Source organism: Halorubrum sp. Hd13 (genome assembly GCF_002252755.1).
Classification (GTDB): Archaea; Halobacteriota; Halobacteria; order Halobacteriales; family Haloferacaceae; genus Halorubrum.
In genome coordinates this window covers 25,314-45,284 of record NZ_NHOY01000061.1, presented here as the reverse complement: position 1 = coordinate 45,284, position 19,971 = coordinate 25,314, and the positions used below count along the sequence as shown (strand labels likewise).

Annotated in this window: 20 protein-coding genes; 8 read left to right on the top strand and 12 right to left on the bottom strand. The window is 68.4% G+C overall.

The features are described 5' to 3' along the window. Positions 1–10: 10 nt before the first annotated feature. Complete coding sequence (locus tag DJ81_RS08440) at positions 11–1,240, top strand: SPFH domain-containing protein (protein WP_094527302.1); 1,230 nt, start codon at positions 11–13, stop codon at positions 1,238–1,240. Positions 1,241–1,423: 183 nt separating this feature from the next. Here the strand turns inward: DJ81_RS08440 and DJ81_RS08435 are convergent, their stop codons facing one another. From DJ81_RS08435 to uvrB, 5 genes are all read right to left on the bottom strand, one after another. Further along, positions 1,424–3,112, bottom strand: a complete 1,689-nt coding sequence (locus DJ81_RS08435) for a ribonucleoside-diphosphate reductase subunit alpha (RefSeq protein ID WP_094589265.1) — start codon at positions 3,110–3,112, stop codon at positions 1,424–1,426. A gap of 2 nt (positions 3,113–3,114) precedes the next feature. Then, complete coding sequence (locus DJ81_RS08430; RefSeq protein WP_094522870.1) at positions 3,115–4,143, bottom strand: ribonucleotide-diphosphate reductase subunit beta; 1,029 nt, start codon at positions 4,141–4,143, stop codon at positions 3,115–3,117. Between the two features lie 536 nt (positions 4,144–4,679). Then, complete coding sequence (locus DJ81_RS08425; protein WP_094522868.1) at positions 4,680–5,279, bottom strand: hypothetical protein; 600 nt, start codon at positions 5,277–5,279, stop codon at positions 4,680–4,682. Between the two features lie 124 nt (positions 5,280–5,403). Then, positions 5,404–5,934 (bottom strand): hypothetical protein, encoded by a 531-nt coding sequence (locus tag DJ81_RS08420; RefSeq protein ID WP_094527299.1) that lies wholly within the window; start codon positions 5,932–5,934, stop codon positions 5,404–5,406. Positions 5,935–6,109: 175 nt separating this feature from the next. Then, entirely contained in the window at positions 6,110–8,164 is a 2,055-nt protein-coding gene (gene uvrB / locus DJ81_RS08415) for an excinuclease ABC subunit UvrB (protein ID WP_094589264.1), read from the bottom strand. A gap of 127 nt (positions 8,165–8,291) precedes the next feature. On the opposite strand from uvrB, the gene DJ81_RS08410 reads away from it, so the two are divergent. Continuing rightward, positions 8,292–8,699, top strand: a complete 408-nt coding sequence (locus DJ81_RS08410; RefSeq protein WP_094527298.1) for a hypothetical protein — start codon at positions 8,292–8,294, stop codon at positions 8,697–8,699. Between the two features lie 495 nt (positions 8,700–9,194). Beyond that, entirely contained in the window at positions 9,195–10,085 is an 891-nt protein-coding gene (gene hisG / locus DJ81_RS08405; RefSeq protein ID WP_094527297.1) for an ATP phosphoribosyltransferase, read from the top strand. A gap of 50 nt (positions 10,086–10,135) precedes the next feature. On the opposite strand, the gene DJ81_RS08400 is transcribed toward hisG, so the two are convergent. The 3 genes from DJ81_RS08400 to larB form a co-directional block, all read right to left on the bottom strand. After that, positions 10,136–10,408, bottom strand: a complete 273-nt coding sequence (locus DJ81_RS08400) for a GIY-YIG nuclease family protein (RefSeq protein WP_094522858.1) — start codon at positions 10,406–10,408, stop codon at positions 10,136–10,138. A gap of 117 nt (positions 10,409–10,525) precedes the next feature. Then, positions 10,526–10,678 carry a hypothetical protein gene (locus DJ81_RS19165; RefSeq protein WP_170938278.1) on the bottom strand — a complete coding sequence of 51 codons (153 nt, stop codon included), beginning with the start codon at positions 10,676–10,678 and terminating at the stop codon, positions 10,526–10,528. A 125-nt stretch (positions 10,679–10,803) separates the two neighbouring features. Next, a complete protein-coding gene (gene larB / locus DJ81_RS08395) occupies positions 10,804–11,589 on the bottom strand; it encodes a nickel pincer cofactor biosynthesis protein LarB (protein WP_094522856.1) in 786 nt (261 codons plus the stop codon). A gap of 188 nt (positions 11,590–11,777) precedes the next feature. Here larB and DJ81_RS08390 point away from each other — a divergent pair, with 188 nt between their 5' ends. Next, positions 11,778–11,945 carry a DUF1931 family protein gene (locus DJ81_RS08390; protein WP_004047560.1) on the top strand — a complete coding sequence of 56 codons (168 nt, stop codon included), beginning with the start codon at positions 11,778–11,780 and terminating at the stop codon, positions 11,943–11,945. Between the two features lie 94 nt (positions 11,946–12,039). On the opposite strand, the gene rpiA is transcribed toward DJ81_RS08390, so the two are convergent. From rpiA to DJ81_RS08375, 3 genes are all read right to left on the bottom strand, one after another. After that, positions 12,040–12,762 (bottom strand): ribose-5-phosphate isomerase RpiA, encoded by a 723-nt coding sequence (rpiA, locus tag DJ81_RS08385; protein ID WP_094527296.1) that lies wholly within the window; start codon positions 12,760–12,762, stop codon positions 12,040–12,042. Positions 12,763–12,805: 43 nt separating this feature from the next. After that, complete coding sequence (locus DJ81_RS08380) at positions 12,806–13,933, bottom strand: ORC1-type DNA replication protein (RefSeq protein WP_094522852.1); 1,128 nt, start codon at positions 13,931–13,933, stop codon at positions 12,806–12,808. Between the two features lie 168 nt (positions 13,934–14,101). Continuing rightward, positions 14,102–15,214, bottom strand: coding sequence for a methyltransferase domain-containing protein (locus DJ81_RS08375; protein WP_094522850.1), 1,113 nt, complete (start codon positions 15,212–15,214; stop codon positions 14,102–14,104). Between the two features lie 87 nt (positions 15,215–15,301). On the opposite strand from DJ81_RS08375, the gene DJ81_RS08370 reads away from it, so the two are divergent. Both DJ81_RS08370 and DJ81_RS08365 read left to right on the top strand, forming a co-directional pair. After that, on the top strand, positions 15,302–15,859 hold the full coding sequence (locus DJ81_RS08370) for a TATA-box-binding protein (protein WP_094527295.1): 558 nt from the start codon (positions 15,302–15,304) through the stop codon (positions 15,857–15,859). 72 nt (positions 15,860–15,931) lie between these two features. After that, complete coding sequence (locus DJ81_RS08365) at positions 15,932–16,291, top strand: hypothetical protein (protein WP_094589262.1); 360 nt, start codon at positions 15,932–15,934, stop codon at positions 16,289–16,291. Between the two features lie 85 nt (positions 16,292–16,376). Here the strand turns inward: DJ81_RS08365 and DJ81_RS08360 are convergent, their stop codons facing one another. Continuing rightward, the gene (locus DJ81_RS08360; RefSeq protein WP_094589261.1) at positions 16,377–18,602 is read right to left on the bottom strand and encodes an ATP-dependent DNA helicase; all 2,226 of its coding nucleotides are present in this window, start codon (positions 18,600–18,602) and stop codon (positions 16,377–16,379) included. Between the two features lie 201 nt (positions 18,603–18,803). Between DJ81_RS08360 and DJ81_RS08355 the strand changes: the two genes are divergently transcribed. After that, on the top strand, positions 18,804–19,283 hold the full coding sequence (locus DJ81_RS08355; RefSeq protein ID WP_094522842.1) for a histidine kinase: 480 nt from the start codon (positions 18,804–18,806) through the stop codon (positions 19,281–19,283). Positions 19,284–19,369: 86 nt separating this feature from the next. Beyond that, positions 19,370–19,870 (top strand): ACT domain-containing protein, encoded by a 501-nt coding sequence (locus tag DJ81_RS08350; RefSeq protein ID WP_094527292.1) that lies wholly within the window; start codon positions 19,370–19,372, stop codon positions 19,868–19,870. The last annotated feature ends 101 nt before the right edge of the window (positions 19,871–19,971 follow it).

Genomic DNA, 19,971 nt, shown 5'->3' with positions numbered 1-19,971 from the left:
AACTCAAGTTATGGGAACCCAAGGTCCGCGCGGCGAGACCCTCGAGCTAGAGGACGCGGTCGGCGGTATCCCGGACGCCGTCTGGCAGTACACGGCGCTCGGCGCCGCCCTCCTCGTCGGTTTCGCCCTCCTCAGCCAGAGCCTCGTCTTCGGCGTCGGAGCGCTCGCGGTGTTGCTGGCGGCGGTCACGGTCGTCAGCGCGGTCGAGATCGTCGACGCCTACGAAAAGGAGGCGCTCACGGTGTTCGGCGAGTACCGGAAGCTCCTCCAGCCGGGCGTCCACCTCATTCCGCCGTTCGTCTCCCGGACGTACGCGTTCGACATGCGGACGCAGACGCTCGACGTCCCGCAGCAGGAGGCGATCACGCGGGACAACTCGCCGGTGACGGCGGACGCGGTCGTCTACATCAAGGTGATGGACGCGAAGAAGGCGTTCCTCGAGGTGGACGACTACAAGAAGGCGGTCTCGAACCTCGCGCAGACCACGCTCCGGGCCGTCCTCGGCGACATGGAGCTCGACGACACGCTCTCCCGTCGCGACCAGATCAACGACCGCATCAACGAGGAGTTAGACGAGCCGACCGACGAGTGGGGGATCCGCGTCGAGGCCGTCGAGGTCCGCGAAGTGAGCCCCTCGCAGGAGGTCCAGCGGGCGATGGAACAACAGACCGGTGCCGAGCGCCGCCGCCGCGCGATGATCCTCGAGGCGCAGGGGGAACGCCGCTCGGCGGTCGAGCAGGCCGAGGGTGACAAGCAGTCGAACATCATCCGGGCGCAGGGGGAAAAGCAGAGCCAGATCCTCGAGGCGCAGGGGGACGCGATCTCGACGGTCCTCCGGGCGCGGTCCGCGGAGTCGATGGGCGAGCGCGCCATCATCGAGCGCGGGATGGAGACGCTCGAAGAGATCGGCAAGGGCGAATCGACGACGTTCGTCCTCCCGCAGGAGCTCACCAGCCTCGTCGGCCGCTACGGCAAGGCGCTCTCCGGCTCCGACGTCCAGCAGATGGAGGGGTTAGAGAGCAAGGAGTTCGACGAGGAGACGGAGAAGATGCTCGGCTTGGAGGACATCGAGAGCGCCCTCGAACAACTCGACACCGTCGCCGACAGCGATCTACGGACCGACGAGACCCGCGACGCGGACACGGCCCGCGACGTCGACCTCGCCCGTCAGGAGGGAGAGACCCGCGAGGCCGACCGGGATGTCGAGCTGGAGGCCGAGAGCGAGCGCCCGGGGACGTAAGCCCGACTCGCGGCTGCCGCACGTCGTCGACAGAGAAGCTCGCCGGAACCACGATCGCGCCGCCGCACGGGTCGCTGACGTTCCCAGAGCCGAAGACGCCCACCTCGAGGCGGACCGGGACATCGATCTGGAGTCGGAGTCTGGGAGTGACTGAGACGGTAGGCGAGCCGCCACGAGTAGCGATCAGCTTTCACAGGCTCTACACTCGAGAATATCTCGACTGAATTTCTGTGCGGCATTCACGCTGTGCTGATAGTAGAGGCTCTTGACCCCTTTTTTCCAAGCTTCTATGTAGAGCTGATTGATCTCCTTGACGCTCACTTCACTCGGATCGATCGAGATGTTCACGCTCTGTGCTTGGTCTATGTGTTTCTGTCTCTGTGCCGCCTGATTGATGATCGCCATCTGCGGTATCTCGGCGAAGGTCTTGAACACCTCTTTCTCTTCGTCCGTCAGACACTCGAGATGTCGAACGCTCCCGTCCTTATTGGCGATGCTGTCCCAGACTTCGCGGGTGTCTCTGCCCCGCTCCGCCAGTATCGCCTGAAGGAATCTGTTTTTTTGCGTCGACTTTAGCTTCGCACCGTCTCGCACGAAGTAGTTCGATTTCAGCGGCTCGATGCTCGGACTGACCTGACCCAGAATGACGCTGCTCGATTTCGTCGGAGCCACGCTCATCGTCGTCGTGTTCCGCCTGCCGTAGCCCTCGAGAACCTCCGGCTCCCCGAACTCATCCGCAAGCGCTTCACTCGCCTCGTAGCTCCGCTCTTTGATGGTCCGGAAGATCTCCCCGTTCTTCTCCATCGCCTCCATGCTGTCGAAGGGGATCATGTTGCTCTGGAGGTAGCTGTGCCACCCGAGGACGCCGATCCCTATCGCTCTGTGTCTCTTCGCGAACCGCACGGCCCGCTCCATGAACTGTACTCCCTCCGTGCGCTGGATGAATTCCTCCATCACCGCGTCCAGGAATCGCGTCAGAGTCTCCACTGCATCGGTATCCTTCCATTCGTCGTAGTGGAGAGCGTTCATACTTGAGAGACAGCAGACGAAGCTCTCGTCCGCCGTGGCCGGCAGCGCTATCTCGGTACACAGGTTGGACGCGTTTATCTGGTAATCCTTGTCCTTGTAGACCTGTGGCTTCCCCTCGTTCATGTTCCCCCGGAAGATTATATACGGAACGCCGATATTGATCCGGGTCTCGATAATGTCCGCCCAAGTCTCTCGCTTCTCTTCATCGCCGTCAATCATCGCCTGAAACCAGTCGTCACCGATGATGACTCCGTAGTAGATGTCCTGTACTGGGTCCCCTTCGGTTTTGATGTTAAGCCATTCTTCCAGGTCGTCGTGTTCGACGTCGATGTAGCCGGCGAACTGCCCCCGCCGGGTTTCGCCCTGGCTGATGACGTTGATGATCGTATCGAACAGCTCTGTGAAGCTGTAACTCCCGTTGCTCTTGCCGTTGTTCGTTATCGGACTGCCTCGCGGCCGCAGCTCACCGAAGTACCCGCTCGTGCCGCCGCCCTGCTTGGTCATCTCACCCACCTCGGCTTGGGTGTAGAGAATGCTCTCGATGCTATCCTCCATGTAGCTGCCGAAGCAACTGATAGGAAGGCCTCTGTCCAGTCCGAAGTTGGACCACACCGGGCTCGCGAGACTATAGAAGCCCCGACTCATGTACTCGTAAAACTTGTCCGCGAAGCCCTCCTCACCGAGGATCTCTTCGGCGCGCTCCGCTATCTGTCTGACTCTCTCTTCCGCTTCGACGCCCTCGATCAGGTACCCCTCTCTGAGAAACTCCCTACTGTCCTCGTTCAGCCAGTAGAACGGTTCCGTATGCTGTTGCTCAACGCTTTCGAGTTCTGTTTGTGCCATTGTTAGAACATGTCCTCGGCGGTAACGCTCTGCGTGTGTTTGTTGTACGTGGTCGACCGCTTGCTGAAGAAGTCGTTGTCCTTGGTCATCATAATGTCCTCGTCGAACCAGCGCGTCTCCTCAAGCAGGTCGTCGTCCGTCTCGAATATCGGTTCCACGCCGACGGTTTCTAGACTCTGATTGAACCGGTCTCGCAGAAACGCGTCGACGTGCGCTCGAGGAAGGAACTCCAGCTCGCCGTCAGCGAATATCCAATTCAGAATCTCCAGCTCTGCCTCGTAGGCCTGCCGACAGGCCTCTTGGACGTCCTCCTCGAAGTCGTCATCGAAGAGGTCCGGGTTCTCCTCGCTGATCGTCTCCACCAGCTCAATCCCGAACAGACCGTGAATCTGCTCCTCTTTGCTGGTTGCTTCGACGGCGTTCGCTATCCCCGTGAACTTCTTTTCGTGCTTGTCGAAGCTCGTCATTATGAGGAACTGGCTGAATAGCGAGACGTGTTCGACGAACGTACTGAACAGCAGGATGCTCATCACGTACTCCCGTTCGTCGTCGCTCTCGCTCTTCTCCAGATACTCATCGAGATACTCGATCCGCTCTTTGATCGCCGGCTCCTCAGTTACCTGCTCGAAATCGTCCGTGATTCCTAAGACGTCGAGTAGGTGACTGTAGGCGTCCATGTGCCGCACCTCGCTTTCCGCAAAGGTCATACCCACGTTCCCGACCTCGGCTTTGGGCATCTCCTCGTAGATATCCGACCAAAACGTCTTCACTTGCACCTCGATCTGCGCGATAGCCAACATCGTCCGCTTGATAACGGTCTGCTCAGCAGGAGTCGTGTTGACCCTGAAGTCTTGGACATCTCCGTCGAAATTAAACTCCGTGTGTACCCAGTAGCTGTTCCGGATCGCCTCGACGTAGTCGAGAAACTCGCTGTACTCGTAGGGCTTCAGCTGTTTTCTCTCCGAGAAGATGTCCGTCTCTATGTCTGCGCCTGTACTCGCGTTCGTGTTTGCGTTTTCGCTTTCACTCATCGTTGGTCATCTCAAACGTGACCGATTGCGTTGGATTGCCTCTGCCACTGTCTAGCATCAGTCTGGTGAGTCCGACCGCAGTCGTGTCGCTCGGGAGACGGTCTTACAGCGTGACGTGAGTGTAGCCGTGTGAACCGTATCGGACCACACAGACTCCACCGGTATAAGTATTACCAACAAAATTGTAGTATAACAAGCTCACTTTCACACTAGGAGGGCGGAGTCGTTCCTCCGATCCACGAATGGGCGGTGCCGAGACGGGGACTGAGCGGTAATCTCCGGTTACGGGTGGTCGCTACAGTGCCCAACTGGCGGCGTCAAGCACCCGCGTAGTCCAATCGCGATGACTCCGCCGAGGAGCGCGAACCCGGAGCCGGACGCGAGCGAGAGACCGACGAGACGTGAGACTCGGACGACGTCGACCTCACCCCGCAGGAGGAGGAGACCTGCGAGGCCGACCGCGACGTCGAGCTGGAGGCCGAGAGCGAGCGCCCGGGGAACTAGGGTCGGAGTCGGCCTCGAACGAATCCGGGCCGTCAGGGGCGCCAGTTCGCCGGATCGACCGCCCAGAGCGCGCCCACCGCGAGGACGCCGGCGACGCCCCCGGCGACGAGAGCGAGCACCGAGCCGGGGACGGCGACGACCGAGGCGAGCAGCAGGACCGCGGCGACGAGCAGCGCGACCGTGTCCTCCGTGGTCGACGCGCGCACGACGGGCGCCACCGCCCCGCCGACGACGGCGCCGGCCGCGACCGCGGCGGGCGGACCGGAGCGCAGCGCCGCGAGCGACTCCGGAAGGCCAAACGCGGCGAGGGACGCCCCGAAGCCCGCACCGATCCCCGCGCCGAGCGCGAGCGCGCCGACGGCACCGAGCGCGGGCGCGAGGAGGGCGGTCCGCGCGGAGAGGTCGGCGTCGACGAGCGCGGCCCCGCCGGAGACCACCAGTACCGACCCGGCCGCGAGGAGCGCGGGCGCGACCAACAGCGAGACCGGGGACGGCACGACGAAGTCTGGGGTGCCGGACGCGGTCGCCGATCCGGGGACGACCGCGGGCGCGACGGTGGCGGCGCCCGCGAACGCGGCGCCGGCGACCGCGAGCAGGACGAGTCCGAGGAGGCGGCGGCGGAGAGCTGTCATACCGACGGGAACGCCGCCGGGACACAAAACGATCGCGGGACTGAGACGGGATCGGTGCCGGGATGCGAGGGGCGCGACGCGGGTCGGCGGCGCGCGATCTGAACGCGTCGCCCGCGGCGGGGCCCTACACGGTCACGCCGGCGCGGTCGCCGTCGATCGAGACGACGACGCGCTCGGGCGGTCCCCGCTCGTCCGTCAGTCGGATCAGGAGGGTCTTGACGACCGGGTCGTCGGTGTCGACGTCGCCGCGGACGCCGACTCGGTCGACGGCGATCCGGAGCGAGCGGTCGCCGATGCGGCTGATCGCACCGAGTCGGAGCGCGACGGCCGGCGCCGTGAGCCGCTGGGCGACGACGAGCACGGCCTCCCCGTCGTCGTCGACGAAGGCGGTCGCGTCGACGAACGCTCGCGTCTCGGTCGCGTCGGGACGGAGCGCGCTCCTCGCCTCCGCGCTCGATCGGAAGGAGGCGGCGTGGGTGATGATCTCCGCGGGACGGTCGAGGACGCTCTGTCCGTCGACCAGCGGGTTCCCGTCGATGGAGCGGCTCCGGACGCCGAGGTCGCGGGGCGTCGACGCCGCGAGGTCGTGGAGGCGGTCGACGCACCCCGCCGTGGCGGCGGTGAGGGCGCCGACGACGACCGCGCGGCGGTGCATGTGACGGGCTCTGACGGTCGGGGATAAAACCCCGTCGTCGCGCGTCTCGGCGCGTGAGAATCGGGCGGACGCGGGGCGATCGGAGGCGTCGAACCGAGGGCGTGGAAGCGGGACGGTCGAGCCGGGTCGAGCGAGACGGTCGAGACGGACGACCGAGACGGATCGGCGCGCCGGCCTACTCGTCGACCATCGGCGCGGGCACGCCTCCGTCGTCGGCGTCGAGTTCGAAGGCCCGGCGGAGCTCGGCGATCCGGTCGCGGATGTCCGCGGCGAGTTCGAACTCCAAGTTGCTCGCGGCCTCCTCCATCCGGTCTTCGAGCGCCTCGATCTGCGCTTCGGCCTCGTCTTCGCTCTCGACGTCGCCGACGCTGACCGACGAGGTGTCCGTCTTCGACCCCGGGAGGTTCGTCTCGCCGACCGGCTTGTCGATCGTCGTCGCCTCGTAGCCGTGCTCGGCGTTGTACTCCAGCTGGATCTCGCGGCGGCGCTGGGTCTCCTCGATCGCCGCCTCCATCGAGTCGGTCATCCGGTCGGCGTAGAGGACGACCTCGCCGTTGACGTTGCGGGCGGCCCGCCCCATCGTCTGGACGAGAGTCGTCGTCGAGCGGAGGAACCCCTCCTGGTCGGCGTCGAGGATCGCGACGAGCGAGACCTCCGGAATGTCGAGCCCCTCGCGGAGCAGGTTGATCCCGACGAGCACGTCGATGTTGCCGAGCCGGAGGTCGCGGATGATCTCGTGGCGCTCGAGGGTGTCCGTCTCGTCGTGCATGTACGCCACGTCGACGCCGGCCTCCTCGAAGTACTCCGTGAGGTCCTCGGCCATCCGCTTGGTGAGCGTGGTGACGAGGACGCGCTCGTCGCGCTCGATCCGGTCGTCGACCCGATCGAGGAGGTCCTCGACCTGCCCGGTCGCCCCCGTCACCTCCACCTTCGGGTCGACGAGATGGGTCGGCCGGACGATCTGCTCGACGATGCGGTCGGAGGTCTCGCGCTCGTAGTCGCTCGGGGTCGCCGAGACGTAGAGGGTCCGGTCCGTCTTCTCCTCGAACTCCCCGAAGGTGAGCGGACGGTTGTCGTAGGCGGTCGGGAGCCGGAACCCGTTCTCGACGAGCGAGTCCTTCCGGGACTTGTCCCCCTCGTACTGCCCTTTGATCTGGGGGATCGTCTGGTGGGACTCGTCGATCACGGTGAGGAAGTCGTCGGGGAAGTAGTCGAGGAGGGTGTAGGGGGCGTCGCCCGACTCCCGGTCGTCCATGTGCACCGAGTAGTTCTCGATCCCCGAACAGTAGCCCGCCTCCCGGAGCATCTCGATGTCGAAGGTGGTCCGCTCCTCGATGCGCTGGGCGGCGACCAGATCGCCCTGCCGCTCGAAGTAGCTGACCCGTTTCTCCATCAGGTCCTCGATCTCCGCGATCGCCTGCTCCAGCTGGTCGTCGGGGATCGAGTAGTGCTCGGCGGGGTGAAGCATGACCGCGGGCTCCTCGCTCACGACCTCGCCTTTCATCGGGTCGACCTTGATCATGCGGTCTATCTCGTCGCCCCACAGCTCCACCCGGACCGCGTACCGCCCGTACATCGGGTAGATCTCGACGGTGTCGCCGCGGACGCGGAAGGTGCCCTGCGTGAAGTCCACGTCGTTGCGCTCGTAGTTCAGGTCGACGAGCCGGGCGAGCAGCTCCTCGCGGCCGACCTCCTCGCCGACCTCCAGGCGGAGCGCCATGTCGCGGTAGTTCTGCGGGTCGCCGAGCCCGTAGATGGCCGAGACCGAGGCGACGACGATCACGTCGTCGCGGGTGAGCAGGGAGCGGGTCGCGGAGTGGCGGAGGCGGTCGATCTCCTCGTTTATCGACATCTCCTTGTCGATGAACGTGTCCGTCTGCTCGACGTACGCCTCCGGCTGGTAGTAGTCGTAGTAGGAGACGAAGTACTCGACGGCGTTGTCCGGGAACAGCTCGCGGAACTCCTCGTACAGCTGGGCCGCGAGCGTCTTGTTGTGGGCCAACACGAGCGTCGGCTGGTCCAGCTCCTCGGCGACCCACGAGACGGTGTTCGTCTTCCCGGAGCCGGTGACGCCGAGGAGGGTCTGCTTGTCGGCGCCCGACTCGTACCCCTCGACCAGCTGTTCGATCGCCTCGGGCTGGTCGCCCGCGGGCTCGAACGGGGCGTCGACCCGGAGCGGGCGGTCGACGGTCGGGCGGTCCTCCGAGAGGGGAGAGTCGGCGTCGCTCACGATACGCGTCGTTGGGTGGCGAGACACTTGAGCGGCGCGGCTAGGTAAGTGACTGCGGCGAAATCGTCTCGCTCGGACGGTTCCGCTCCGGAGAAGACCCATTATCGATCGGGCTGAACACCAGATCGTGTCCCTCCCGTTCTCACCCGCCGTCGCGTTCGGCATGGCCCTCTTCCTGTTCGTTCTGTTGGCGACAGGCGTCTGGGTGAACTTCGACGCACACGCTCGCGGAAGCGATTATCCGACCGTCTGGGCCGTCTTCGCACCGCTCTCGGGGATCGTACTGGCGTACTACCTCCTCTGGTGGCGTCGCGGGCGGCCCCGCGAGCGGCCGCCGGGCCGAGTGGAGCGAGCCGCCGTTACCGTCGTCGTCGCCGGAATCGGCGGGATGATCGCCGGAAGCCTCGTGTCGCCGCCCGACCCGGCCGCGCAGCTGACCGTCTGGCCGATCGCGTTCGCCTGCTGTCTCCCCGTCGCGTATTGGGTGGTCAGACGGCGGTTTGGCGCGGCCGGAGGCGGGAACGCCGGTCGGTAGAGAGGATCGAGGTCTCCAAAGTTCCGGCCGCTCGGTTATAAACCGTTGGCTGCCGATCGACGGTGAACACCGCCGAAGCCCCAGCCGCGAGGACTCGCGCGCTTTGCTGCGCTCCTCACCCGCGTTGCTCGCTGCGGTGCTTGCTGCAGCGTGCTTCGTCCTCGCGACAGCGAGGCGCTTCGCGCCTCTGGCAGCCGGCGGCGAAGCCGCCGGCGACTGCCCCTTTGAGTCCCGCCCCCGCACGGCCACCGTACCTCACGCCTCCCCAGCCTCGTCACCGGCGCTACGCGCCGGTTGCAAGCGAGAGCTTTGCTCTCGCCCTGTCGCTGGCGCGTCCACACGCCAGCGACTCCCTCGCGCGCGCTGACTCACGGCCTGTCGGCCGCTCGTCGGCACGCGCCGCCGCCACGGTGTCTGATTAGTCGGCTGCGCATGGATCCCGTCCGCCGCTCACCGGACGAAAACGTTTCCCCGTCGCCCCGCGACGCTCTCCGTATGCGCATCGCCGTCCCCAACAAGGGCCGCCTGCACGACCCGACGCTCTCGCTGTTGGAGCGCGCGGGGCTCCACGTCGAGGAGACCGCCGACCGCCAGCTGTACGCCGACACCGTCGACCCCGACGTGACGGTGCTGTTCGCGCGCGCGGCCGACATCCCCGAGTACGTCCGGGACGGCGCGGCCGACCTCGGGATCACGGGGCTCGATCAGGCGGCGGAGTCCGGCGGCGTGGCGGACGGCGCCGCGTCCGCGGCCGACGGCGACCTCGTCGACCTGCTCGATCTGGGGTACGGCTCCTGTAAGCTCGTCCTCGCGGCCCCGGAGGACGGCGCGGTCGAGACCGTCGGCGACCTCGCCGGCGGGACCGTCGCCACCGAGTTCCCGGCGGTCACCCGCGACTACCTCGACCGCGTGGGGGTCGACGCCGACGTGGTCACCGTGACGGGCGCGACGGAGCTGACGCCCCACGTCGACATGGCCGACGCCATCGTCGACATCACCTCGACGGGGACGACGCTGAAGGTGAACCGCCTCGCCGTGATCGACGACGTGCTCGACTCCTCGGTGCGGCTGTTCGCGCGCCCCGACGTGGTCGACGACCCGAAGGTCGAACAGGTGTTGACCGCGTTCGAGTCCGTGCTCGCGGCCGACGGCCGGCGCTACCTGATGATGAACGCGCCGACGGAGCGGCTCGACGAGGTCAAAGACGTGATCCCCGGGCTCGGCGGCCCGACGGTGATGGACGTCGAGGCCGACGAGGACGGGAACGGGATGGTGGCGGTCCACGCCGTCGTCGAGGAGCGCGACGTGTTCGCGACGATCTCGGAGCTGAAGGCTGTCGGCGCGAGCGGCATCCTGGTCACCGAAATCGAACGGCTCGTGGAGTAGCCGGGAGCCGACCGACACCGGCCGAGCCCCCGCGGATCGGCCGCCGTGACTCAGTCGTTCTCCGCCCCGATCAGCGCCTCCTTCTGCGCGCGGGTGAGCGACTTGATCTCGTGTTCCCGCGACATCGCCGCCGACTTCGAGTCGAACGACTCGACGTGTCGTAAGGTCACGGGAGTCCGTCCCCTGGTGTACTTCGCGCCCTCTCCGGCGTCGTGCTCGGCAACGCGCCGCTCCACGTCGGTGGTGTAGCCGGTGTACAGCGTCCCGTCCGCGCACTCGATCACGTAGACGTGGTGCGGCGCGTCCTGACTCGGCGTCGACACGGCGCCCGGTCGGCGCGGGCGCGAGGAATACCTGCCGGTCTCGGCGCGGTCGGGGAAGCCGGACGCGCGGGCGGCGCGAACGCGGTCGGGTGCGGTGTCGCGGCGGGATCGACCGGGTCAGTCCCCAGTACGAGCGCGTTCTCGGGAGACTTCGGCGATCCCGGCGTTCGCGGAACAGTCCGGACAGGCGTTCAGGTCGCCGTACTCGTCCGCGAAGACGCGTGCGAAGCGGTCCGAGACGTGCGACCCGCAGTGGTCACAGAGTGGCATTCGGTACCGGTGGTTACCGGCGATAGATCGTAAGGTTTCGACGGACAAATACCCTTTCTCACCCCCGCCAGCTTCCGGAAATCTACATATAAAGCCCCGTCATGAGACGGGTGGGGAGCCGGCGGTCAGTCGCGCCGCGCCGCGTCGACCGCGCGCGCTATCAGCCCCGCCTGCGCCCCGGCGACGAAGCCGGCGTCGACGTTCACCGTCGTGAGCACCGAACAGGACTGGAGCGCACCGTGGAGCGCGGCGACGCCCTCGCCGCCGACGCCGTATCCCGTCGACACCGGGAGCGCGATCACCGGCGCCGCGACGAGTCCCGCGACGACCGTGGGGAGCGCCCCCTCGCGGCCCGCCGCGACCACGACGACGTCGGCCTCGCGGACCCGGTCGCGCTGGTCCAGGATCCGGTCGAGGTTCGCGACGCCGACGTCGTCCACGCGGTCGACGGTCGCGCCGATCTCGCCGGCGACCACCGCCGCCTCGCCCGCGGCCGCCGCGTCGGCGGTGCCCGCCGCGACGACCGAGAGCGTCGCGTCGAGCGCGGGCGGGTCGAAGTCGGCGGCGTGGACGACGACGGTCCCGGCCCGCTCGTCGTGGTCGACGGTGGGGTCGAGCGACGCCGCGGTCTCGAGATCGAGGTCCGCCATCGCCGTCCGGATCGCCGCCGCGTCCTCGGCGTCGGCCCGGGTGACGAGCGCGCGGCCGGTCGTCTCGACCGCGGTCGCCGTCAGCGCCGCGACCTCCGCCGGCGTCTTCCCCTCCGCGAGGATCGCCTCGGGGATCCCTCGTCGGTGCTCGCGGGCGGCGTCGAACCGGCCGGCCGCCGTCGTCGCGTAGCCCGCGAGCCGCGATTCCGCCTCCGCGACGCCGATATCGCCGGCGTCGAGCGCCTTGAGCGTGTCGCGCATGCGTCCCCGTCAGGGGCCGAACGGGTCGAACCTATCGGTCCGCGGCGGGCGAGCGGCCCCGCTCGCCGAGCGGTCTCACAAAGCTTATAAGGAAGCATTCCGGCACCCCCTCGCGAACGGGCCGCAGGGCGCCCCTCGCGGTCGAATTCAGGAACTCTTATTAACTGTCGATGGATATCACCGATCGCATGGCAGACCTTATTGTCAAAGCGGCCGTCAAGGAAGCGCTGGACGACAAGAACGTCGCTTCGGACTTCTACGACGCGCTCGACGACGAAGTGGACGAGCTGCTCGAAGACGCCGCGCGCCGCGCCGAGGCCAACGACCGGAAGACGGTCCAGCCGCGCGACCTCTAAGGCGGACGCGACTCTCGACCCGATTTTTTGACCGCGCGCCGACCGCAGAGCGGCGCGACCGCCGCGCACGTCGGTAGCGACCGCGTCCCGGAGATCAGCGCGTGAGCACCCGAACCCCGGAGTCCGTTCCGACGTGGACCTCGTCGGCGAGGTCGACGAAGAGGCCGTGTTCGACGACGCCCGGCGTCGCGGAGAGGGTCGTCGCGAGCGCCGAGGGCTCCGCGATTTCGCCGAACGAACAGTCGAGCACGAGGTTCCCGTTGTCGGTGACGACCGGGCCGTCCTTCCGCTCCGCGCGGCGGAGGGTCGGCTCGCCGCCCGCCGCGCGGACCGCCTCGGCCACCGCGGATCGGCCGGCGGGAAGCACCTCTACCGGAACGGGGCGGTCGAGAGCCGCGGCCTCCTTCGACGGGTCGGCGACGACGAGGAAGCGGTCGGCCGCGGCGTCGACCAGCTTCTCGCGGGCGTGCGCGGCGCCGCCGCCCTTTATGAGCGGGCCCGCGGTCGGCCCGCCGTCGCCGACCGCGACCTGGTCCGCGCCGTCGATCGCGACGTCGATCCCGGGCGCGTCGGGCCCCGTCGCCTCGTCGAGGCCGAGCAGCGGGATCCCGCGGTCGGCGGCGAGTTCGCGGCTCGCGAACGAGGTCGGAACCCCGCGGACGTCCAGCCCGGCGTCGACTCGTTCGCCCAGTCTGCGGATCGCGTGGGCCGCGGTCGAGCCCGTTCCGAGGCCGACGACGTCGCCGTCGTCGACCGCCGCCGCCGCCGACTCGCCGGCGCGTCGCTTCGCCGCGTCGCTCCCGCCGCTCGTCTTCATACCACCGACTCGACGGGGAGAACCGAAAAGGCGTCGGCGTCGATCACTCCAGCCGGTCCAGCACCGCCTCCGCGTCGTAGGCCAGGGAGAGCTCGCGGGAGCGGCCGCGCCCCTCGACGTCGGCGTACTCGGCCTCGATCACGCCGAGCTGGTCGAGCTTGTTGATGATCTCGGAGTAACGGGTGTAGCCGAGGTCGGTCTCGTCGCGGAACGCCTCGTACACCGTCCCGGCGCGCTCGCCGTCGTTCTCCGCGAGGACGCGGACGAGGGCGCGCTCGGACTCCGAGAGCCCGCGGAGCGACCGCGAGAGGTGGACGTGTTTCGACTTGTCGTACGCCGACTCGACGTCCTCGTCGGCGATCGTCTTCGAGGCGCGCATCTCGGCGTTCAGTCCGGCGCGGCGGAGCAGGTCGATCCCGACCCGGAGGTCGCCGCTCTCGGCGGTGAGGTCGGCGACGCGCTCCAGTTCGGCGTCGGCGATGACGCCGTCGTGGAAGCCGCGCTTCGCGCGCTCGAAGAGGATGTCGTAGATCTCGGTGGCGTCGTAGACGGGGAAGTACACCTCCTCCGGGCGGAACACCGACTGCACGCGGGTGTCGAGGTCGTCGATCACGTCGAGCCCGAGGTCCGAGGAGACGACGATGACGCCGATCTTCGCGCCCGAGTGCGCCTCGTGGGCGCGCAGAAGCGAGTAGAGGGTGTCCGACGCCTCGTTCTCGTAGAAGAGGTAGTTCACGTCGTCTAAGGCGACGACGAGCACGTCGTCCTCCTCGACGAGCCGGTCGGTGATCTGACCGAACAGCTTCTTGAAGGAGATCCCCGAGGAGGGCGGCTCGTAGTCGAAGATCCCCTCGAACAGCCGGGAGAAAACGGCGTACCGCGTCGAATCGACCTGGCAGTTGACGCGGACCGTCCGGACGTCGGTGCGGGCGCCGAGCTCGCCGAACAGCTTCTGGACCGCGGTCGTCTTGCCGGTGCCGGGCGGGCCGCGCACCATCGTGTTGAGGGGGCGAGAGCCGCGCACCGCGGGGCGGAGCGCGTACTTCAGGCTCTCCAGCTGGCTCTCGCGGTGGCGGAACGTCTCGGGGACGTGGTCGATCTCGAACACCGACTCGTCGCGGAACACCGACTCGTCCCACGAGAGCATGTCGCCGCCGGCGTCCCCGGTCATGTGCACACCACGAGAGGCCGTCCACTTAACCGTTGCCCGGAGGGAGAGTGAAACTGAAACTTGTCGGTTGCGACGCTCAGATGCCGAGTATCACCGACCGGTCGTTCACTCTCGGGACGGTGCGAACGCGGCGTTGTCGCGGCGGTCACGGGCCGAGATCGGACGCGCTCACGACCGATCGAGCACCAGCACGTGTCGGGTGAGCGACCGGTGGACGCGGCGCTCGAAGGCGGCGTCGACCGTCCAGCCCGCCGCGCGGGCCGACCCGCGCCAGTCCCGGTCGGCGACGACGACGGCGCGGGGCGCGACCCGGGCCGCCTCCGCGAGCGCGCCCGAGACGAGGTCGGCGAGGTCGTGGGTGGCGATCTTCGACTGGCGGCCGTACGGCGCGTCGAAGGCGACGCCGTCGACGGCGTCGTCGCGGAGCGGGAGGGCCGTGGCGTCGCCGCGGGCGACGTGCCAGCTCGGGTGCTCCGGGGAGTCACCCACGTACTCGCGGAGGTTCTCCCGCGTCCCGCGGACCATCTTCCGCTGGGCGTCGCAGGCGACGACGTCGGCGCCGACGAGCCCGGCCTCCAGCGGGAGCCCGCCGGTCCCGCACATCGGGTCGAGCAGGGTCCGGCCGGGCGCGGCGCCCGCGAGGTTGGCGTACGCGCGGGCGTCGGCCGGCGCCATGCTCCCCGGCTGGAAGAACGGGCGGTCGGTCGGTTTGGGGGCGAAGTCGCGAGCGGCCTCCGCGGCGACCCAGCCGAGCGCGCAGACGGACGCGTCGCCGCCGTCGGCGCCGGGAATCGCGTCGTGAACGGCGCGCTCGCCCGCCGCGAACAGCGCGCGCAGGACGTGGTCGGGGTCGTCGAGGTCGACGTCGAACCCGCGGTCGACGAGGACGCCCCCGAGGGCGCGCTCGGCGTCGCTCGTCGAGACGGTCGCCGTGTTCCGGACGTTCCGGGCCCGCACCGCGACCGTCCCCGAGCGGTCGAGCGGCGCCGCGTCGAGCGCGGCGACGGCGGCGGCGAGGTCGGCGTCCGTGCGGGCGACCGCCTCGTGGGCGGCGCGGGTGTAGGCGAGCCGGCGCACTCCGGCGCGATCGGTCGCGGCACTCGCGGCGCCCGGGGCGTCACCGCCGGCGCGTGGGTCGTCGCCCGCCGCGTCGCTACGGGTGAGTCCGACGCTGCCGGCGGCGGCGACCCCGGGCGCGAGCAGCTCCACGCCGGTCGCGGCGGTGGCGGCCTCGCGGGCGGCGAAGGCGTCCGTCTCCCCGGCGAGTTCGAGCCAGTACACGCCCCGGAGTCGGGGAGCCGCTCGCAAGAGGATAGCGGTTCCGACCACGCACCTTTTTAAATGAATCAACCGATCGTGTTAGTAGTAATGGCCGATCCGAAGGAGACGATCACGATAGAGAACGTCGTTGCCTCCACGGGGATCGGGCAGGAGCTCGATCTCCAGAGCGTCGCGATGGACCTGGAGGGCGCCGACTACGACCCCGAGCAGTTCCCCGGGCTCGTGTACCGCACCACGGACCCGAAATCGGCCGCGCTGATCTTCCGGTCCGGGAAGATCGTGTGCACGGGCGCGAACTCGATCGACGCCGTCCACGAGAGCCTCGCCATCGTGTTCGACGAGCTCCGCGCGCTCCAGATCCCGATCGAGGACCCCGAGATCACGGTCCAGAACATCGTCACGTCCGCCGACCTCGGCGAGAGCCTCAACCTCAACGCGATCGCGATCGGGCTCGGGCTCGAACACATCGAGTACGAGCCGGAGCAGTTCCCCGGGCTCGTCTACCGGCTGGACGAACCGGACGTCGTGGCGCTGTTGTTCGGCAGCGGGAAGCTCGTCGTCACGGGCGGGACGAGCCCGGACGACGCGGCGGCCGCCGTCGACGTGATCGTCGAGGAGCTGGACGGCCTCGGGCTGTTGGCGTAGGCGGGCGACGCCGCGCCGCTCGCGACGGACCGATCCCGCGACCACTTTTACCCGCCGTCCCGTAGGTCGGGTATGCTTCTTCAGACGGTGACGCCGATCACGGTGCTGGGGACGACCATCCTGTTCGCGCTGTTCCTCTCCGTGACCGCACACCTCGCCGCCCGGAACGTCCTCGGCGACGTCGACCCGCGCCGCGCCCTCTACGTCGGTCCGCTTCCCGCGGTGATCGGCGTCGTCGGCGGGGCGTTCGCCGTCTCGGAGGCACTTCTCGTCCCGGCCGCGCTCCTCGTCGACGGCGCGATGTTCGCGTGGAGCTACGACCAGCCCCGGCGGGTCGTGGCCGGGATGACCGTGATCCACGCCGTGATCACGACGCTGCTCACGATCGTGCTGTTCGGGATCACGGCGCTGCTCGCGACGATGCCGGGGTAGCCGACATCCGGTGTGGATCGGCACGGCGGCGGCCCCGCAGCCTCGCTGCCCGACGCAGTGGCCCCGGCACGGCGGCCCCACAGCCTCACGGCTCCGGCGGCGCCCCGTCGTACGCGTCGTGGTCGCCGTAGAAGTTGAGCATCGCGAACTTCAGCTTCGCGGGGTCGATGTCGAGCAGCTCCGCCCGCTCCTCCGGCGGAAAGGCGGTCCGGACCGAGTACTTCCCCATGTCCGCCGTCGTGTACCGGCGGTCGGCGAGGATCCGGACGCCGAAGTCGTCGGGACCGCGGACCACGCGCCCGAGCGCCTGCCTGGTCTTGCGGATCGTCGGGATCTCGACGGCGTACGCCCAGCCGGGGTCGCGGGCGCGGTCGCGGTCGGCGAACGCCCGGTCGTAGGCGTCCTGGACCGCCTCCATCCGGTCGGAGAGGTGCGGGTACGGGACGCCGACGACCACCACCGTCCGGGCGTCGTCGGCGTCGAAGCTCACTCCCTCCGCGAGCGTTCCCCACAGCGAGGTGAACAGCGCGGCGTCGTCGCTCTCGACGAACGTCCGGCGCAGGTCCTCCTCGTCCTGCCCGGGCCCGTCGAGGTAGAGCGAGCCGAGGTCGGCGCCCGCGAGCCCGGCCCCGGCGCCGACGTCGCCTCCGGCGCCGGTTCCCGCCGAGCCGCCGAGCCGCTCGTAGTACCGCTCGGCCTCGGCGTACGAGGGGAAGAAGGCGAGCGTGTTGCCCGGCGTGAACCGGATCGCGTCGCGCAGCAGCGACGACACCGCCTCCTGGGTCTCCGGGTCGTTGCGCTCGGAGGCGAACAGCGGCGGGACGTCGACCGCGAACGTCCGGCGGTTCTCCTCCGGGTACCCCATCTCGTACGCGAGCGACACCGCGTCCTCCAGCCCGAGCACGTCCTCGGTGACGTCGAAGGGGCGGAGCGTCGCACTCATCAGCACCGAGGCGGCGACCTCGTCGAACAGCGCCTCGGTCACTCGACGGGGGATGCAGGTGTACAGCTCGGCGCGGCCGTACACCTCGTCGGTGGCGCCGTCGCGACGCACGGAGACGACCGGGTACTGACCGAGCTCGGTTCCCTCCTCCATCCACGTCGAGACGAACCGAGCGACCTGCAGGGTCTGACACTCGGTCCGGGTCGTCGTCTCGCCGTCCCGGTAGCGCCGCTCGTACTCCTCGTCTAACGCCTGCCCGAGCTGGACGGCGAGCTCCGTCTCCGTGTCGATCCCCTTCCCCTCGTAGTTCCGGAGGAACGCCAGCGTCAGGTCGTCGCGGCGGTCGTCGTTGGCGACGGAGAGGTCCTCCCAGTTCTCGCCGACCGACTCGCGCTCGCCGAACCCGAGCGCGTCGTCGTACGTCTCGACCACGGCGTCGCGGAACGCGCGGACGACGTTCTCGGCGGCCTCGGCGCGGGAGTCGTCGCTGTCGGCGAGCTCCTCCAAGGCGGCGTCGAGGGTGGTCTCCGTGAGCGTGCGGGTGGCGTGGTCGCGGGCGGCGTCCTCGACGTTGTGCGCCTCGTCGAAGACGGTGATTATCTCCGACGGGTCGCGGTCGATCCACCGGAAGAACTGCTCGCGGATGTTCGGATCGAGCAGGTGGTGGTAGTTGCAGACGACCAGGTCCACTCCCTCCATTCCCTCCTTGAGCAGCTCGTAGCCGCAGAGCTCGCGCTCGTCCGCGTACGCGTACACGTCCTCTGGGGTGCGGACGTCGTCGAACAGCCACCCGAAGAACTCGTCGGTGTCCTCGACGAGGTTGTTCCGGTAGTGCGCGCAGACGTTCGCGGCCTCGTACTCGTCGATCGCCGTCTCCAGCTCGTCGAGCTCGTCCATGATCGCCTCGCGGGCCTCGGCCGCGCCGGCGTCGCCCTCGCGGCTCTCGGCGAGCAGCTCGCGCTGGCGGGTCTCCAGCTCGCGGACTTCGCTCTCCGTTTCGACCAGCTCGCGGGTGGTGTCGCGGAGGGTCTGACACTCCTGGTAGTCGACGTCGATGTGACACATCGACGACTTCCCCTTGAACACGACCGCGCGGATGGGCTCTTCGCCGGTGATCGCGCGGGCGTCCTCGACGAACTGCCGCATCTGCTGGTGGACGTTAGTCGTGATCACGACCGTGCGGTCGTGCTCGCGGGCGTGCTCTAAGGCGGGCACGAGCGCGGAGAGGGTCTTGCCCGTTCCGGGCGCCCCCTCGAACAGCACGTCCTGTCCCCGGTCCAGCGCGTTGGCGATCCTGTCCATCGCCTCGCGCTGGTTCGGATACGGCTCCTCGTACGGGAAGAACCGCAGATGCGGCGACTCTGACACGGGCCGAGGTTCGTCGCCATCGGCTAAAAGGGGTGGGGTGCCGCGGCGGAAGTGGTCGAGGGACGATCGGCGTCGCTGACGGGGTATCGGAGTATTAATTTACTAACGAAAACCTAACGAATATATAAGTTTGGGTCGAGTGTACGGCGAACGCATTTTACCAGCACGTATTACCGGTTCTTTCGCGAGGTAGGAGACGACATGGCGACTGAAACCGCGACAGCGACGAGCGAAGTATCGACCGAGGCCGGTAACTGGAAGGCGGGCGTGGCGAGCGGGCTCGTCGGCAGCGTCGTCTTCGGACTCGTGATGACGTACGTGATCCCCGCGCCGCTGTTGGAGGTCGTGATCCCGTCGATGTACGGGCTCGCGCCGCCGGCGGCGCCGTTCCTCGGCTGGGTGGTCCACATGTCCCACGGTGCGGTCATCGGCGTCGGCTTCGCCGCGCTCGTCGGGGTGCGGCCCTCGATCGGCGAGAGCACCGGAGCGTCGCTCGGCGCCGGCGCGGCGTACGGGCTCGCGGTCTGGGTCGCGCTCGCCGTGCTGGTGATGCCGGTCTGGCTCTCCGCGGTCGGTTCCCCGGCGAATCCCCCGCTTCCCAACGTCAGCGCGCTGAGCGCGATCGGTCACCTCGTGTACGGCGTCGCGCTCGGCGGCGCGTACGCCGGGCTGGTCGACTGAGGCCGGTCGTCGCTCCCGCGACGCGAGCCGACGGGCGCGACGCACCGTCATTTATACCGGCGCGCCGCGACCGCCCGTAGTAACGAATGTTCGACGAGATCCTCGAGAAGTTCGAGGGGTCACCGAGCCAGCAGGCGGTCATCCGGCTGTTCTTAGAGCGCGGTTTCTCCGTCAACGAGGAGGGCCGCGTCGTCTCGGGCGGAATCGAGATCCCGTACACCGGGATCGCGCGCGAGCTCGACGTCGACCGGCGGGTGGTCGACTCGACGACCGACGCCATCCTGGACGACCCCGAACTGAAGCGCATCTTCACCAACATCTCCTCGGTGCCGAGCCTGATGGACCTGGCGCCGGTCCTCGACCTCACGGTCCTCACCATCGAGGTCGCCGCCGCCGACGAGGCCGGGATCGTCGCCGAGGTGACCGGCATCCTCGCCGAGCACGACATCTCGATCCGGCAGGTGCTGAGCGAGGACCCCGAGTTCACCGACGACCCGAAGCTGTACGTGATCACCGACGCGGAGCTGCCCGGCGAGCTGCTCGTCGATATCCGCGAGCTCGGATACGTCCGCCGCGTGGGGTTCTGACCCGAAGAGCGGCGTGACGACCGCGTCGGACGCCGAGACCGGTTTACCCGTGAGCGACCAGTTTCGCCCGCGGATCGGTGGCCCGGTCTCGTCCGGAGCCT